Source organism: Anoxybacillus kestanbolensis (genome assembly GCF_001996285.1).
Classification (GTDB): domain Bacteria; phylum Bacillota; class Bacilli; order Bacillales; family Anoxybacillaceae; genus Anoxybacillus; species Anoxybacillus kestanbolensis_A.
In genome coordinates this window covers 17232-32533 of record NZ_MQAD01000006.1, presented here as the reverse complement: position 1 = coordinate 32533, position 15302 = coordinate 17232, and the positions used below count along the sequence as shown (strand labels likewise).

17 protein-coding genes are annotated in these 15302 nt (G+C 39.3%); 13 read left to right on the top strand and 4 right to left on the bottom strand.

What is annotated here, in order from left to right; genetic code table 11:
* Positions 1 to 37: 37 nt before the first annotated feature.
* The 8 genes from BO219_RS06830 (at position 38) to BO219_RS06795 (ending at position 6662) form a co-directional block, all read left to right on the top strand.
* A complete protein-coding gene (locus BO219_RS06830; RefSeq protein WP_043968129.1) occupies positions 38 to 304 on the top strand; it encodes a hypothetical protein in 267 nt (88 codons plus the stop codon).
* A 194-nt stretch (positions 305 to 498) separates the two neighbouring features.
* The gene (locus tag BO219_RS06825; protein WP_077428964.1) at positions 499 to 1899 is read left to right on the top strand and encodes a sensor histidine kinase; all 1401 of its coding nucleotides are present in this window, start codon (positions 499 to 501) and stop codon (positions 1897 to 1899) included.
* Positions 1877 to 2548: a response regulator transcription factor gene (locus BO219_RS06820; protein WP_077428963.1), complete on the top strand. Its 672-nt coding sequence runs from the start codon at positions 1877 to 1879 to the stop codon at positions 2546 to 2548. The genes BO219_RS06825 and BO219_RS06820 overlap by 23 nt, the downstream gene beginning before the upstream one ends.
* Positions 2549 to 2559: 11 nt before the next feature.
* Entirely contained in the window at positions 2560 to 3114 is a 555-nt protein-coding gene (locus BO219_RS06815; RefSeq protein ID WP_047817977.1) for a TVP38/TMEM64 family protein, read from the top strand.
* Positions 3115 to 3207: 93 nt separating this feature from the next.
* Positions 3208 to 4188, top strand: coding sequence for a F510_1955 family glycosylhydrolase (locus tag BO219_RS06810; RefSeq protein WP_063389313.1), 981 nt, complete (start codon positions 3208 to 3210; stop codon positions 4186 to 4188).
* A gap of 111 nt (positions 4189 to 4299) precedes the next feature.
* Positions 4300 to 5028: an urease accessory protein UreH domain-containing protein gene (locus BO219_RS06805; protein WP_077428962.1), complete on the top strand. Its 729-nt coding sequence runs from the start codon at positions 4300 to 4302 to the stop codon at positions 5026 to 5028.
* Positions 5029 to 5052: 24 nt separating this feature from the next.
* On the top strand, positions 5053 to 5250 hold the full coding sequence (locus BO219_RS06800; protein ID WP_047817980.1) for an SHOCT domain-containing protein: 198 nt from the start codon (positions 5053 to 5055) through the stop codon (positions 5248 to 5250).
* A gap of 173 nt (positions 5251 to 5423) precedes the next feature.
* Positions 5424 to 6662 (top strand): TlpA disulfide reductase family protein, encoded by a 1239-nt coding sequence (locus BO219_RS06795; protein WP_417935449.1) that lies wholly within the window; start codon positions 5424 to 5426, stop codon positions 6660 to 6662.
* Positions 6663 to 6741: 79 nt separating this feature from the next.
* Here the strand turns inward: BO219_RS06795 and BO219_RS06790 are convergent, their stop codons facing one another.
* Positions 6742 to 7449: a cytochrome c biogenesis protein CcdA gene (locus BO219_RS06790; protein ID WP_047817982.1), complete on the bottom strand. Its 708-nt coding sequence runs from the start codon at positions 7447 to 7449 to the stop codon at positions 6742 to 6744.
* Positions 7450 to 7636: 187 nt separating this feature from the next.
* Between BO219_RS06790 and BO219_RS06785 the strand changes: the two genes are divergently transcribed.
* The 3 genes from BO219_RS06785 to copZ are packed head-to-tail and all read left to right on the top strand — an operon-like array spanning position 7637 to position 10587.
* Positions 7637 to 7948 carry a metal-sensing transcriptional repressor gene (locus tag BO219_RS06785; RefSeq protein WP_043968499.1) on the top strand — a complete coding sequence of 104 codons (312 nt, stop codon included), beginning with the start codon at positions 7637 to 7639 and terminating at the stop codon, positions 7946 to 7948.
* A 17-nt stretch (positions 7949 to 7965) separates the two neighbouring features.
* Entirely contained in the window at positions 7966 to 10362 is a 2397-nt protein-coding gene (locus tag BO219_RS06780; RefSeq protein ID WP_077428961.1) for a heavy metal translocating P-type ATPase, read from the top strand.
* Between the two features lie 21 nt (positions 10363 to 10383).
* Positions 10384 to 10587, top strand: a complete 204-nt coding sequence (gene copZ / locus BO219_RS06775; protein ID WP_042535809.1) for a copper chaperone CopZ — start codon at positions 10384 to 10386, stop codon at positions 10585 to 10587.
* 57 nt (positions 10588 to 10644) lie between these two features.
* Here copZ and BO219_RS06770 read toward each other — a convergent pair whose 3' ends face one another.
* The 3 genes from BO219_RS06770 to BO219_RS06760 all read right to left on the bottom strand — a co-directional run bounded on the left by BO219_RS06770 (position 10645) and on the right by BO219_RS06760 (position 13758).
* The gene (locus BO219_RS06770) at positions 10645 to 10992 is read right to left on the bottom strand and encodes a four-helix bundle copper-binding protein (protein WP_077428960.1); all 348 of its coding nucleotides are present in this window, start codon (positions 10990 to 10992) and stop codon (positions 10645 to 10647) included.
* Between the two features lie 148 nt (positions 10993 to 11140).
* Entirely contained in the window at positions 11141 to 12724 is a 1584-nt protein-coding gene (locus BO219_RS06765) for a multicopper oxidase family protein (RefSeq protein WP_077428959.1), read from the bottom strand.
* 161 nt (positions 12725 to 12885) lie between these two features.
* On the bottom strand, positions 12886 to 13758 hold the full coding sequence (locus BO219_RS06760; RefSeq protein ID WP_042411611.1) for a C39 family peptidase: 873 nt from the start codon (positions 13756 to 13758) through the stop codon (positions 12886 to 12888).
* 379 nt (positions 13759 to 14137) lie between these two features.
* Here BO219_RS06760 and tnpA point away from each other — a divergent pair, with 379 nt between their 5' ends.
* Together tnpA and BO219_RS06750 are read left to right on the top strand one after the other, a co-directional pair.
* The gene (tnpA, locus tag BO219_RS06755; RefSeq protein ID WP_012748944.1) at positions 14138 to 14536 is read left to right on the top strand and encodes an IS200/IS605 family transposase; all 399 of its coding nucleotides are present in this window, start codon (positions 14138 to 14140) and stop codon (positions 14534 to 14536) included.
* Positions 14537 to 14548: 12 nt separating this feature from the next.
* Positions 14549 to 15302, top strand: a 754-nt coding sequence (locus tag BO219_RS06750; RefSeq protein ID WP_420807098.1) for an RNA-guided endonuclease TnpB family protein, incomplete at its 3' end; no start/stop codon positions are given.

Below are 15302 nucleotides of genomic sequence, written 5' to 3'. Positions count from 1 at the left end.
TTTATTCTAAAACCAGAAAAGGATGGAGGTGTTGAAAATGAAAAAACTTATTTCAGGTTTGTTCGTCCTTGTTTCAGCTTTTGTATTAGCTACAGCTGTTTTTGCAGCAAATAAAAATGATAATAATGATTGGAAAGAAATGTTGCCAATGATGAAACAAATGCATCCAAATTTATCAGAGGAACAATTACAAAAAATGTATGAACAGTGTCGAAATACTAAAAATATGGATCAAATGATGGAACATATGATGAATAATAGCAAAACGAATCAACAAATGATGAAACAAGGATATATGATGTAAAGATCAGTTATTGAAACACTGTAGGCTTAAAACTACAGTGTTTTTTTCGTCCGCCTATTGTTGTATGATATTTGCAAGGCAATATTCGTGTGTATTTTTCACTGTAAAATCCATCGATTCTGCAAATTTATGTTGTAAAATAAAAAGCGCTCTACATAAAAGCAATAATGAGCTCTTATAAGGAAGGGACAAAAGTGCGAAAAATTTCGTTTAAGTTAGGGCTATTATTTTTTGTCTTTGTGTTAGGAATCGAAACGGTTTTATTTGCGTCGTTATATGTGACACTCGTTAACGCTAGAATTAATGAAGAATTTGAGCAGCTGTTAGCGAGAGGGAACAATCACCGTGATGTATTGGAAAAAAGCTATCACCCTTCTACGTTAGAACATGTCGTCATGATGGAGTCTGAAGCGGAGACGGATGTTGTCATTACAGATTCAAAAGGGAATATTTTGTATTTTTCCGATCACATTTTGCCGTTTGCCAAAAAAATCATTCCGTATGCCGATGTCCACCACATTCCTCACAGCGGGATGGTTGTGCAAAACAACTGGAAAAAAGAATCGTATATCGCTACCGCCAGCCCGATTCGGATTGACGGCAAGATCAAAGGGTATGTCTATATGTTTCAAAATACGGATTCTATTCAAAACATGATTTATAAGTTAAAGCATCATTTCCTTGTGGTTGGAATTCTTTCCGTATTTTTAACGATTATTACGATTGCTTTCTTGTCAAGAATCATTACGATTCCGCTCATTCGGATGAAACAAGCGACCGAAAAACTGAGCAAGGGGGACTTTTCTGTCCGCCTGCAAGTAAAAGGAGAAGATGAGTTGGCACAGTTAGGAAAAGCGATTCAAACATTGGCAAGGGATTTGGAATACTTAAAAAAAGAAAGAAACGAATTTCTCGCTAGTATTTCTCATGAACTTCGTACTCCGCTCACGTATGTCAAAGGATATGCGGACATCGCGAGAAGGCCAACTATCGAGGAGGAAGAAAGAGCGAAATATTTGTCCATTATTTATGAAGAAGCAGAGCATATGCAAAAGTTAGTGAAAGACTTGTTTGAGCTCGCGAAAATGGATCAACATTCGTTTCAAATCCAGAAAGAGCCAACTCCACTGTGCCTTTTTTTGAAAAAAATATACGAGAAAATGTATCCTGCTTTTCAGACGAAAAATATGTCTCTTGTCTACCACTGCGATGAAAACATTACCGTCCATATCGACCAACAGCGTTTTGAGCAAGTGATGATGAATCTTTTGGACAATGCGTTAAAATATTCTCATCAAGGTTCTACCGTTTCCATTGATGTAAGAATGGAGAAAAAGAACGTGATGATCATGATTTCCGACGAAGGAATAGGAATTCCTGAAGCAGATTTGCCGCATATTTTTGAACGATTTTACAGGGTGGATAAATCAAGATCGAGAACAGGCGGAGGGACAGGATTAGGCTTGGCGATTGTGAAAGAAATTGTCGAAGCGCACGGCGGTTCGATTTACGCAACGAGCCAATTCGGAAAAGGGACAAACATGATCATTACATTGCCAGGAGGGGATGAAGGTGTACACGGTTTTATTGGTTGATGACGAAAAACGAATGTTGGATTTATTAGAGCTGTATCTTGCACCGAAAGGGTACCGTTGTGTGAAATGCGAGTCAGGGGTAGCGGCGATCCGCTATTTGGAAAACAATAAAGCGGACCTCGTTTTGCTTGATGTGATGATGCCAGAGATGGACGGATGGGAAATGTGCAAACAAATACGAGAGTTTTCGAATGTCCCAATTATTATGGTAACAGCAAGAGGAGAAACGACAGATGTTGTCCAAGGGTTGAAAATCGGAGCAGATGATTATGTTACAAAACCATTTGACGAATCTGAGCTGCTCGCTCGGATCGAAGCGGTATTGCGCCGTTCTGTAGGAAAACAAGCGAAACTGGAGTTTAACGGCTTAGTTTGGGATGAAGCGCAGCATAAAGTCCAATATGCTGGGCACGATATTTTTCTCACGCCAAAAGAGTTTGCCATTTTAGGACTTTTTCTCAAAAATCCAAACAGGGTATTTAGCCGAGAGCAACTCATCGTGACATTATGGGGGTATAACGCCAATACAGAAGAACGGACAATCGATTCGCATGTCAAAAATATTCGCGAGAAGCTCCGCCAAGCCGGTTTTCCGATCGATCAATTTCTGCAAACCGTTTGGGGTGTAGGATATAAATGGGGGGGATAAGGTAAAAAGAAATGGAAGAGAAGCTCATTACATTGTTTCATACATATGAAAGCGTTGCTTATCTCATTAGTATTGCGATCAATATTGTGATCAGTATTTTAGGCGTTGTACCGAGCGTATTTCTCACTGCAGCTAACTTGGCGGTATTCGGTTTTTGGAAAGGCACCTTTTTATCGTTTGTAGGGGAAGCTGTTGGGGCGATTGTTTCTTTCGTTTTATATCGAAAAGGATTTCACAAACTTTCGGAAACGAAATGGTTTTCCTATCCGAAAGTGAAACGTTTGCTTGAGGCAGAAGGGGTAGAAGCCTTTTCGCTTATTTTGTCTTTGCGTCTTCTTCCTTTTGTTCCGTCGGGACTTGTGACGTTTGTGGCAGCGATCGGACACACCTCCTTACTGATCTTTATCATTGCCAGCTCGCTTGGAAAGCTGCCAGCACTTTTGTTAGAGGCATATTCGGTTTATCAAGTGATGAATTGGACATGGCAAGGGAAAGTGATATCGACACTTCTATCTGTTTTTTTATTTATATTTACTTGGAAGAAAATCACTCGAAAAAAGGCTTAAACGAATGAAAAAGGGGTTTGCAATTCCATACATTTTGCAAATCTTTCTGTTATAAAATGTGCGAAATCTACATTATACAAAGGAGAGTCGACCATGACAAAAATGACGAAAGCAATCATCATTACATCATCCATTCTTCTTCTAAGCGCTTGTTCATCATCCAACGAAAAAGAGCAGGCCTTTATTACAAGCAAAGAACAAGCAAAATCGAATGTATCTGTTACCAATAATCCTTTCTTTCAAGAAAAAAAAGAAGGAAAGATCGAGCATTTACATGGAATCGGTTATGCAGGCAACCAAAATGCGATTTACTTTGCTACACATGAAGGTTTACTTGTTTACCAAAATAATAAGTGGTATGAAACGATTTCTAATAAGCATGATTATATGGGCTTTTCGGCTACAGACGACGGCTTTTATTCATCAGGGCATCCGGAAGAAGGTTCATCTTTAGGAAATCCACTTGGTCTTGTGAAAAGTTTTGATAATGGACAAACATTGATGAATTTAGGATTTTATAAAGAATCTGATTTTCATTATATGACAGTTGGCTATAAAAGCCATACCATTTATGTTGTGAACCAAGAAGAAAATAAAACGCTCGGACAAGGGGTATTTTACAGTAAAGACGACGGCAAAACGTGGTCGCCAAGTCAATTGAACGGCCTGCCGCAAACTGCAGCGGGAACGATTGCTGCCCATCCAACGGACGAAAATATGGTCGGAATTAGTACATCGGAAGGAATTTTTGTTTCGAGAGATAATGGGAATACGTTTGAACGGTTTACTCGAAAAATCAATACGACGACGTTTGCGTTCCAAGAAAAATTCATTGTATTTGCAGCTGTAGAGAACGATAAACCTATCCTAATCAAACAATCATTAGACACAAAACAAGAGGAAGTTCTTTCTGTTCCTACGCTCGATGAAAAAGACCATATCATGTATATGGCCTCTAATCCGAAAAATGAGAAGGAAATTGTGATCGCCACCATGAACGGGGATATTTTCATGACAAAAAATAACGGTGAAAGCTGGACAAGGATAGCATCGAAAGGGAAAATAAATTTTTAATAAAAGACATGCGGAGGCATGTCTTTTTGCTTAAAATATACCACTCCACAATTTCTGCAAAATTCATTGCTACAATATAGACATCAGATAGAGAAGAAGGTGAGAAGAAGGATGTATTCGTTCTTGAGTCAAATAAGTAACTTTCTAAGTCAACCGTTTCTTAATATGGCAAATAGCATGACAGAGATTCCTATTTTGTCAGCCTTTCTTCTTGGCATCGTAGGAGCGATGGCTCCGTGTCAAATCACTAGTAATTTAGGAGCAATCACTTTATACAGTAATCAGTCCTTGCAAAAAGGAATTGCGTGGAAAGAGTTGTTCCTATTTATTTTTGGTAAAATTATTGCTTTTTCCGGTTTAGGTTTCATCGTTTGGCTGATGGGGAAAGAGATTCAAAGTACGCTAATATTGTATTTTCCGTGGTTAAGAAAGCTTATTGGTCCCATTCTCATTCTTGTAGGCTTATATTTGTTAGGGCTTTTTAAAATGTATTGGAACGTTACCTTGTTCAAAGTGCCTGAGAGATGGCGAAAAGGAAAAATCGGTTCGTTTTTCATGGGATTTGGCTTTTCATTAGCTTTTTGTCCAACGATGTTTGTGCTGTTTTTTGTCACTCTCATGCCTCTCGTCTATTCAACGTCTTATGGGGTACTGTTACCGAGCATCTTTGCCGTTGGAACTTCTGTACCTGTTATTTTCTTTATCTTTATCCTTTGGTACTTAGGATTTAGCGGCACTGTAATGAAAAAAGGAAGACAAGTAGGGGGGATTGTTCAGAAAACAGCCGGAATCGTGATGGTTTTACTTGGTATATTAGATACGATCACTTATTGGTTTTAAAGTTAGGAAAAGGAGGGAAACTCAATGATGTTTGGCGGTTCTTTCATGATGGTTGGGATCATGTTATTTTGGGTTGTATTAATCGCCGTTGGTTTTTATCTCTTATATCGTTTTATCAATGGTCGTAAAGAAGAACTCTCTCCGATAGAAATATTGAAAGTACGATTAGCCAAAGGAGAGATCTCTTTAGATGAATTTGAACAGCTATCCAAAAAATTGTAGTCGTTATATTGTATACAGGAGATGCGATTTACCATTGCTCCCCCTTTTTTTCATTTCATATAGATGAAGGAAGTTGTTGATTGCATTGTCAACAACTTCTTTTTATCTCCATAATAAATTCATATTTTTTATTTATAATAAGCCAACTACATAAAATTTTGGAGGGATGCGTATTGCAATTCGGCAATATTGTAGTTCAAGGCGAAAATCTTTTGCTCGTAAGCAGCTTACTGATTAGCTATGTTATGTTTTATTACGGCATTAAGATATTAAAAATAGAACGAAACATCATGGATTTAATTTTTAACAGTTTTATTAACGGTGTACTCATTTGGAAATTTAGTTATGTCTTTTTACATCCGAATTCAGTTTTACAAAATCCGATGACAATCCTTTATTTTAACGGGGGATATGTTGGCATTAGTATGGGGATTGTTTTTATCACGGTCTATACTTGGTTATACGTAAAAAAGCAGAATATTCCTGTGGCTTCTTACACACGAGCAGTAGTTCCGGTATATTTTGGCTATTTTAGTACTTTTGCATGGATTCGAGTAATGGAAAATTCCCAAAATTATTTCATCATTTTGCAAGCAATAGTAGCGATTTGTTTTTTTATAGTAGCATCACGAGTCAAAATTCAAAAAACTTTATTGCAACTTCTTATATGGTTCCATCTCATTCAATTCGAACTAGCCCTGTATAAAAAATATTTTGTAAATACAGGAATCATATCAAAAGAAGTATGGTTGTATGGCTCTCTCGTTATCGTTTTTATATGTATTTCATATTGGTTAGAGAGGCGAGAAAGAGAAGCGGCTCTTGGGGACGAGAACAAGGGGCGGAGAAACGCAATGACCCAACTCGCTTTAGGTGTGATGATGGTAAGTATTGCTGTAGCTTCTATTTTTAACAATCAACAGGAAGAAGGAAAGATCAAACCAAAGCCGGTCGTGTCTACTTCATTGGATTCGGGAAAAATCGGCACGAATAAAGGAGAAGTTGCCCCGGATTTTGAATTACTTTCAATTACAGGGGATAAAATAAAATTGTCTGATTTGCGTGGAAAAACGGTGATATTGAATTTTTGGGCTACTTGGTGTCCGCCTTGTAGAGCTGAAATGCCAGAAATGCAAAAGTTCTACGAAAACAATAAAAATAACAATGTAGAAATTTTAGCAGTCAACTTAACGAATAGCGAAAGAGGTCCTGATGCGGTGAACGATTTTGTGAAAAATAAGGGAGTGACATTTAAAGTTGTGCTTGATGAGCAAGGGGACATTGGAAATCTATACGGTGCAATAACGATCCCCACTTCGTATATCATCGATAAAAACGGGGTTATTAGAGATAAGTATATAGGTCCTATGTCTTATGAAACGATGGATCGCATGATCTCGAATATTCAATAAAAACTAAATAATGATCCCTCCTGAGTGGACAGTAACAAGAATTGTTGCTATTCACTCAAGGGGGGATTTCGGGAGTATATTAAAAACCTGTGAACCCACCAAACAAATCTGTAAAAAAGATAATGATCTTTGTCATCCAATCAAAAAACAGCATAATTCCCATGATAATCATAAGAACCCCTCCGACTTTGACGATGACAGCGTTATATCTTTTTATCCAATTCAACTTGCTGATAAAAAATGACATGATGAAAAAAGGTACAGCAAACCCTAATACATATGCGAACATATATAACATAGCTGCACTCGGTTTGGTAGCTGCTAACGCGATCACTGATACAAGAATTGGACCTGTGCAGGGAGTCCAGCCCGCTGCGAATCCTATGCCAATTAAAATAGAGCCAAAATAACCGGAAGGCTTGTTGCGGAAAACTAACCGTTTATCTTTCATCATAAAGGAAGGTGAAAATACACCTAAAATGACGAGACCAAAAAAGATAATGAACAAGGCACTAATTTGTCTGATTAAATCTTGGTAATCAACGAATAGTTTTCCTATTACAGAAGTACCAAAACCAATAGCGATGAAGATGACGGAAAAACCGAGCAAGAAAAAGAATGTATGGAGTATTGCGCGTTTTTGAAGCATCCCATTTTCTTTCTTTATTTCATCAACGGATACCCCAGTAATGTAAGATAAAAAAGCTGGATATAGCGGTAAACAACAAGGGGATATAAAAGACAGTAATCCCGCTCCGAAAGCTAGAAATACATTGATATCGTTCATATTGATCGATCCTCTCTCTTCAATCTTGATAACGATACTGTAAAATAAAATTGTGAATTTTTTGTGGAAAATTGGATTTTTCCTACTTAGTGTTTATTATGGATTGTTGGCGAACATGATTTGTGAGATATCCTAGTTGTGCTTTATACCCATTACCGGTATAATGTAATTGAAGAGGTGATGTTTTATGAACCATTGTGAAGATCATAATATGGATAAAAAAATGGTTCCACGAACGGAACAGGAAATCGAAAGCATTATCAAGCGCTTGAAGCGCATCGAAGGACAAGTGCGCGGTGTGCAAAAAATGGTGGAGGACAATCGTTATTGTATTGATATTTTAGTGCAAATTTCAGCGATCACGGCAGCGTTAAATAAAGTAGGATTGAACTTGCTAGAACGTCATGTTGGCCATTGTGTGTCGAAAGCGATTCGCGAAGGAAGCGGAGAAGAATCCATTCGCGAATTAATGGATGTCATTAAACAGTTCTCAAAGTGAAAGGAGTGGGAAGCATTATGAGTGAACAAAAGCATGTCACACTTAGAGTGACCGGCATGACATGTGCCGCGTGTGCCAATCGGATTGAGAAAGTATTAAATAAGATGGATGGAGTAGAAGCCAATGTCAATTTGGCAATGGAAAAAGCAACGATTAAATATGATCCATCAAAGCAAACGATCGCCGATATCGAAACGAAAATTGAGAATTTGGGGTATGGCGTTGCGACAGAAAAAGTGACGCTTGATATTGAAGGAATGACATGTGCGGCATGTGCGACACGGATTGAAAAAGGGTTAAATCGGATGGAAGGTGTGACAAGCGCTGCTGTAAACTTGGCGACAAACAGTGCTGTTGTCGAATACAAGGAAGGCGTTACATCTGTCGAAGACATTTTAGAAAAAATCAAAAAGCTTGGGTACAAGGGGCAGATTCGAAACGAAGAACAAGACGATGCTGGCCGGAAAGAAGAGCGGCTTAAACAAAAACAACGGCAACTCGCCATTTCCATCATCTTATCGTTGCCGCTGCTTTATACGATGCTGGCTCATATGCCGTTTGATATAGGCTTGCCGATGCCGCATCTGCTGATGAATCCGTGGTTCCAGCTTCTTTTAGCTACACCGGTTCAGTTCTACATCGGCGGTCCCTTCTATGTCGGGGCGTACCGGGCGTTACGAAATAAGAGCGCAAACATGGACGTTCTCATAGCGCTTGGAACATCAGCCGCGTACTTCTACAGCTTGTATGAAGCTTTTCGGACGCTTGGGAATCCTGAATATATGCCAAGATTATATTTTGAAACGAGTGCCGTCTTGATTACGCTTGTGCTTGTCGGCAAATACTTTGAGGATCTTGCGAAAGGGAGAACAACAGAAGCTATCTCTAAGCTGTTGAGCCTTCAGGCAAAGGAAGCGACTGTCATCCGTAATGGGGAGGAAAGAAAGGTTCCGCTCGAGGAAGTGGTGATCGGCGATACGATTCTTGTCAAGCCAGGAGAAAAAATCCCGGTAGACGGTACGGTCATCGCCGGGGCATCTTCCGTAGATGAATCGATGATTACTGGTGAATCGATTCCAGTTGATAAGAAGGAAGGCGACTATGTGATCGGGGCGACGATGAATACGAATGGCGTACTGACCATTCGTGCCGAAAAAGTCGGAAAAGATACCGCGCTGGCCAATATCATTAAAATCGTTGAAGAGGCGCAAGGGTCGAAAGCCCCGATTCAGCGGATGGCGGATACCATTTCCGGCATTTTCGTACCGATTGTTGTCGGAATTGCTGTCGTTGCATTCATTATATGGTACTTCTTTGTTGCGCCGGGTGATTTGGCAAAAGCGCTTGAAGTGGCCATCGCCGTTCTTGTCATTGCGTGTCCTTGTGCGCTCGGTCTTGCCACGCCGACATCGATTATGGTCGGTACAGGCAAAGGGGCAGAACAAGGAATTCTCTTTAAAGGAGGTGAGTACCTAGAGGGAACGCATAAAATCAATGCCGTATTACTGGATAAAACAGGAACAGTGACAAAAGGAAAACCGGAAGTGACAGATGTGTTACAATTCCAAGAAAACATGCTTGACTATGCCGTTTCAGCCGAGAGCGCTTCGGAACATCCGTTGGCTCATGCGATTGTTGAATACGGGAAGAAACAAGCAATTTCTATTAAGCCATTGGAGCATTTCTCTGCCATTACCGGCCACGGAATTGAAGCTGTCATTGACGGAAAAAGCATCCTTATTGGGACGCGAAAATTGATGAAGGAGCGCTCTGTAGAGATTTCTGTGCATGAAGATAAAATGGTAGAGCTTGAAAAACAAGGGAAAACAGTCATGCTCGTTGCCATCGATGGACAGCTTGCCGGCATCATTGCTGTCGCGGATACAGTAAAAGAAAGCTCCAAAGAAGCGATTCAAACATTAAAACAAATGGGTATCGAAGTGTACATGGTAACGGGAGACAATAAACGGACAGCGGAAGCGATCGCAAACCAAGTGCACATTGATCATGTCTATGCAGAGGTGCTGCCGGAAGACAAAGCGAAAATCGTCGAGGAATTGCAAAAACAAGGGAAACGAGTCGCGATGGTCGGTGATGGAATTAATGACGCTCCAGCTCTTGCGAAAGCGGATATTGGGATGGCGATTGGTACAGGTGCAGATGTCGCAATTGAAACGGCAGATGTAACGCTCGTTGGTGGTGACTTGATGCATATTCCACAAGCGATTGAACTGAGCCGACAAACGATGCGCAACATTCGGCAAAACTTATTTTGGGCATTATTTTATAATAGCGTTGGCATTCCAGTCGCTGCAGCTGGGTTATTACAACCATGGATCGCTGGGGCAGCGATGGCATTTAGCTCTGTATCGGTTGTGACAAACGCGCTTCGTTTGAAACGCGTGAAAATATAAACATTTAAGGAGGAATGGATGATGACGATTACATTACAAGTACAAGGAATGACATGCGGACATTGCAAAGCGGCGGTGACAAATGCACTTCAAACGTTAGATGGCGTCAGCCGCGTCGAAGTACATTTGCAAGAAGGTACAGTCGATGTAGATTATGATGAAACAAAAGTAAGCGTAGAAAAACTGAAAGAAGCGATTGAAGAGCAAGGATATAATGTGAAGTAACATGAAAGAGAGAGGGTGTCTCAAAAGTGATCACTTTTGAGACACCCTCAAATAGTATTATGATGACATTTTACGGCATTCTTCAGCACACTGACGGCATAAATTGGCACATTCCTGACAGTGTGTATCTTGGAATTTTGCACATTCAGCGGCACAAGCATCGCAAATTGTCGCGCAAAGTTGGCAAAACTCCTTCGCATACATGCTTCCGCGAGACATCCATTGAGCCGCCATGGCACAAATATCTGCACAATCCCTTAAAATGTTGATACAATGTGTTCTAGCCTGTACGTCAGCTGCTTTTAAACATGAAGTCAGACATTCTTCACAAGCTTGCATACATTGGTTGCAAGCATCAATACACGTTTGAAATTGTTGAACTGATGAACTAATAACTGTCGTCATATATAATCCCTCCAATGATTTAAATTCATTATTATTTTTTTCTAACTAAAAAATAATAAACTGGAAATAAAAACAAAAAAATAAGAGGCTGTCTCAAAAGGGTGTTAACCTTTTGAACTCAGCCTCTTTTATTTACTACGATAAGCTGTTATTCACCTTTATTCGTTGTGTCATTCGGATCTGGGGTATAGTCCGATTTGTAATCGGTATATTTTACTTCTGTGACCATTCCGGCTGAAGCATGGTGCAAGTCATGGCAATGGAACATCCAATTTCCCGGATTATCCGCTTTAAACGCGACGACATATTCTTCACCAGGGTTTACATTTAAGGAATCCTTTATCAATGGAGAGCCTGTGACCGGCTTGCCGTTTTTGCTTAATACTTGGAAGAAATGTCCGTGTAAATGCATCGGATGTACATCCATAGGTGAATTGTTCACTATTTTTACTTTTACTAAATCTCCTGTCTTCACATTGATCGGCGCTGTGTCAGGATACGTTTTCCCATTAATCGTGTAGACCATGCCATCTTTGCCCATGGCTGTTCCTAAATCCATTGTGTACTCTACATCATATTTTTGGTCTAATGTAAATTGACCTACTTCATATTTTCCGTATGTTGTCATATCCACAACAGGGAGGTTTTCTTTTGCATTTTCTTTATCCGTATTGTTTGTCTGGTCTTCGTATTGAATTTTCACTTTCATGCCATCGGTACCTTCCATATCACCATGACATTCTAATAACCATTCACCCGGGTTATTCGCGATAAATTCAATATCATAACGTTCACCCGGAGCAATATTTAAAAGTTCATCTTTGATTGGTTGCGGATCTTTTAACGGCTGCCCGTCAGTTGCGACAATTTTAAACTCATGACCATGCAGGTGAAGTTTGTGGGCCATGTATCCTGCGTTTACAAGGCGAAGCCGCACCTTTTCGCCTTTCTTCACTTTTAAAGGTTTGACAGCGGAACCGCTTTTCCCGTTAATCGTGAAAATATCATACATATTCATATCATGGCCCATGCTGCTCATATCCATTTGTTGATTATCAGAGCTATTTCCATTATTCATATTACTATGATCCATGCCGCTCATATTCATGTCCATATGGCTTTCGGCGTCCGGGTCGCTCATCCATTCATCTAACACAAGTGTATAATCTCGATCTACTTTTTCTTCATTTTTCGGTTCTACGATTAATGTACCGTATAATCCCTTGTCCACTTGCTCGGCGCTTTTTTGATGGGAATGATAAAAATACGTTCCCGGCACGGTTGCTGTAAATTCATACGTAAACGTTTCACCCGGTTTAATGGCGTCCATCGTGACACCCGGTACTCCATCTTGGTTATTTGGAACAGGGTAGCCGTGCCAGTGAATCGTGATCGGTTCTGGCAATTCATTTTTTAAAACAATTTTCACATTATCCCCTTGCTTTACGCGGATTTGCGCACCGGGTACCGATCCATTATACGTGTAGACCGGAAGTTTGACTTGATCATTTATTTGTAATAATGCTTCCTTAGCAGTAAGATTAATCTCTTTACCGGATAAAACTTCTGTGTTTGTTGCCAAAGGCAGTTTCTTACTGGAGTCCTGTGCGGTGTTTTCTTCCTTCATATTCATGTTGGACATGTCGTGTCCTTGCATCGAAGAATTATTTGAGCAAGCTGCACCAATCGCAACAACTCCTGCCAAAACAGTTCCTAACAATAATTTCTTCATCGCTTTCCCTCCATAAACTTGTGATGTAAGTCATAGTAACATCATCATAAAAAATAAATGTGCAAAATTTATGGAGAAAAATTATATTTTTTTCACACGAAGTAGTTCGAAGATTAAATTATTGTTTGACATAAAAAAGATAAGCCACTACCTATAACCGGTTAATTGCGGTTATAGGTAATAGCTTGTTTGCCCATTTGTATCCAAGCTTGAATAAATTCAGACTTAGGTGCTTTTTTATTTTTCGTACCTGTCAATGGGTCATTAAAATAAATATATTTCTCATCATATCCGGTGATTAACACGGAATGCTCCCGGTATGTTATTTTTATAGGGCCTTGCGGGGTCTGCCATTCAATAAATTCAGACGGAGGAAGTATACGAAAGGTTGTGTTGGTAATAACCCAAACTGGGGTACCTTCAGACAAATACTTATATATTTCTTCAAATGATTGTCCTGTTAAATCAACGATTTGGTTTGGTAAATAAATCTCGGCTAATTCTTTTATAGGTTTATGATAGACACCATATCCCGGTTTCTTTATTGTATACATGTCACCAACAAACCCTTCATTTGGATGTCCATAAAATACTTTTCCATTATGTATTCGATAAGGGGTTGGATTTTTCTTTATTTGCTTCGCTAGTGTCATCTTGTCTACATTGATTCCCGCGTGATTCAAAAGCATTGCCAGACTTGTTACCTCGCACCCCCTTGGTAGTTCTGGGAGTTGCGAGAAAAGGGGGGCATCAATGAGAGCTGATTTAACCGGGATTTGTTCTTTTGAATGTCTAGATGATGGATTTCTCGCTTCAACTTTATTTTTATATGATGTTTTCTGTACTAGATTGTTTATAGCGTCGACCATATTTTCAGAATTTACATAATGGAAAAATAGAGTTAAAAACAATAGGAAAAAAGCGATATAGGATCCTATTGCTAGTTTATATAACTTCTCATTGGTTGGCTTTCGTAAAAGAAAAATAGAAAGTGAAACAATCATAAAGGCTAAAAAAAGTATAATCCCTAACATGACAGCTGCACCCCTTTGTTAAACTTGCTGTTTTTATATTATCGACTAAATATGCAGAAACAATGGAGATGATTCTTATCATGTAATTATGTAACAATCTCAAAAAATCCATAATTTCTCCACATTTTATTGTTTTAATATGTTAGAGGAATGAAAATATCGCAAGCAGGTTTCAGGAGGAATAAAAAGTTCATTACAGGAACCTATAGATGGTATAAAAATAGAGTTTGTTAAATTTAACATCTTTCCGAAAGAAGTCTCCCACTTCTAAACGAAGTGAAAGTGGGAGATGAATTTCGGTTAGGTATAGCCTAAAATTGTCTCTTTTTTGTGTGTTATGATATAATCAGTTTTAGAAAAATGAAAGGCTGTTGTATCAATGAAATTAGACAATAATAACCATTCAGTGTTCCTATTGTATTATCATCTTGTGCTGGTTGTAAAATATCGCAGACAAGTGATTGATGATACCATATCTGACTATGCAAAAGATATGTTTGTGAGATTGGGTAAAAATTACAATATTTCCTTGGTCGAATGGAATCACGATATGGACCATGTGCATATTTTGTTCAAAGCACATCCAAATAGTGAATTATCCAAGTTCATCAATGCCTATAAAAGTGCAAGTTCTCGACTGATCAAAAAGCATTTTCCGCAAGTGAAAAGAAAACTGTGGAAAGAATATTTTTGGTCAAGAAGCTTTTGCCTGCTTACAACGGGTGGTGCGCCCATTGAAGTAATCAAAAAATATATCGAAAATCAAGGTATGAAGTGATGTGGTGTCGATATGGCAAACAAAGCCTATCAGTTCCGTCTATACCCAACAAAAGAACAAGAAGAATTGCTCGCCAAAACCTTCGGTTGTGTCCGTTTTGTGTATAACAAAATGCTTGAAGAACGCATACAAATGTTTGAAAAGTTCAAGGACGATCAAGAATCCTTGAAACAGCAAACATTTCCGACCCCTGCCAAGTACAAAAAGGAGTTTCCTTGGCTAAAAGAAGTGGACAGCCTTGCGCTGGCAAATGCTCAACTAAATTTGCAGAAAGCGTTTCAACACTTCTTTTCTGGCCGCGCTGGATTTCCCAAGTTCAAAAACCGCAAGGCGAAACAGTCGTACACCACAAATATGGTAAATGGCAACATCAAGCTTTCAGATGGCTATATCAAGCTGCCCAAACTGAAATGGATCAAGTTCAAGCAACACCGGGAGATTCCTGCCCACCATATCATCAAGTCTTGTACGATCACGAAAACCAAAACAGGAAAATACTATATTTCTATTCTCACAGAGTACGAACATCAACCTGCCCTAAAAGAAGTGCAAACGGTTGTTGGGCTTGACTTTTCCATGAGTACGCTGTATGTCGATAGCGAGGGTAAGAGAGCCAATTATCCTCGATTCTATCGCAAAGCATTGGAAACATTAGCGAAAGAACAGCGTAAATTGTCTCGTAAAAAGAAAGGCTCGAATCGTTGGCACAAACAGCGTCTGAAAGTAGCGAAGCTTCATGAGAAGATTGCCAACCAGCGCAAGGACT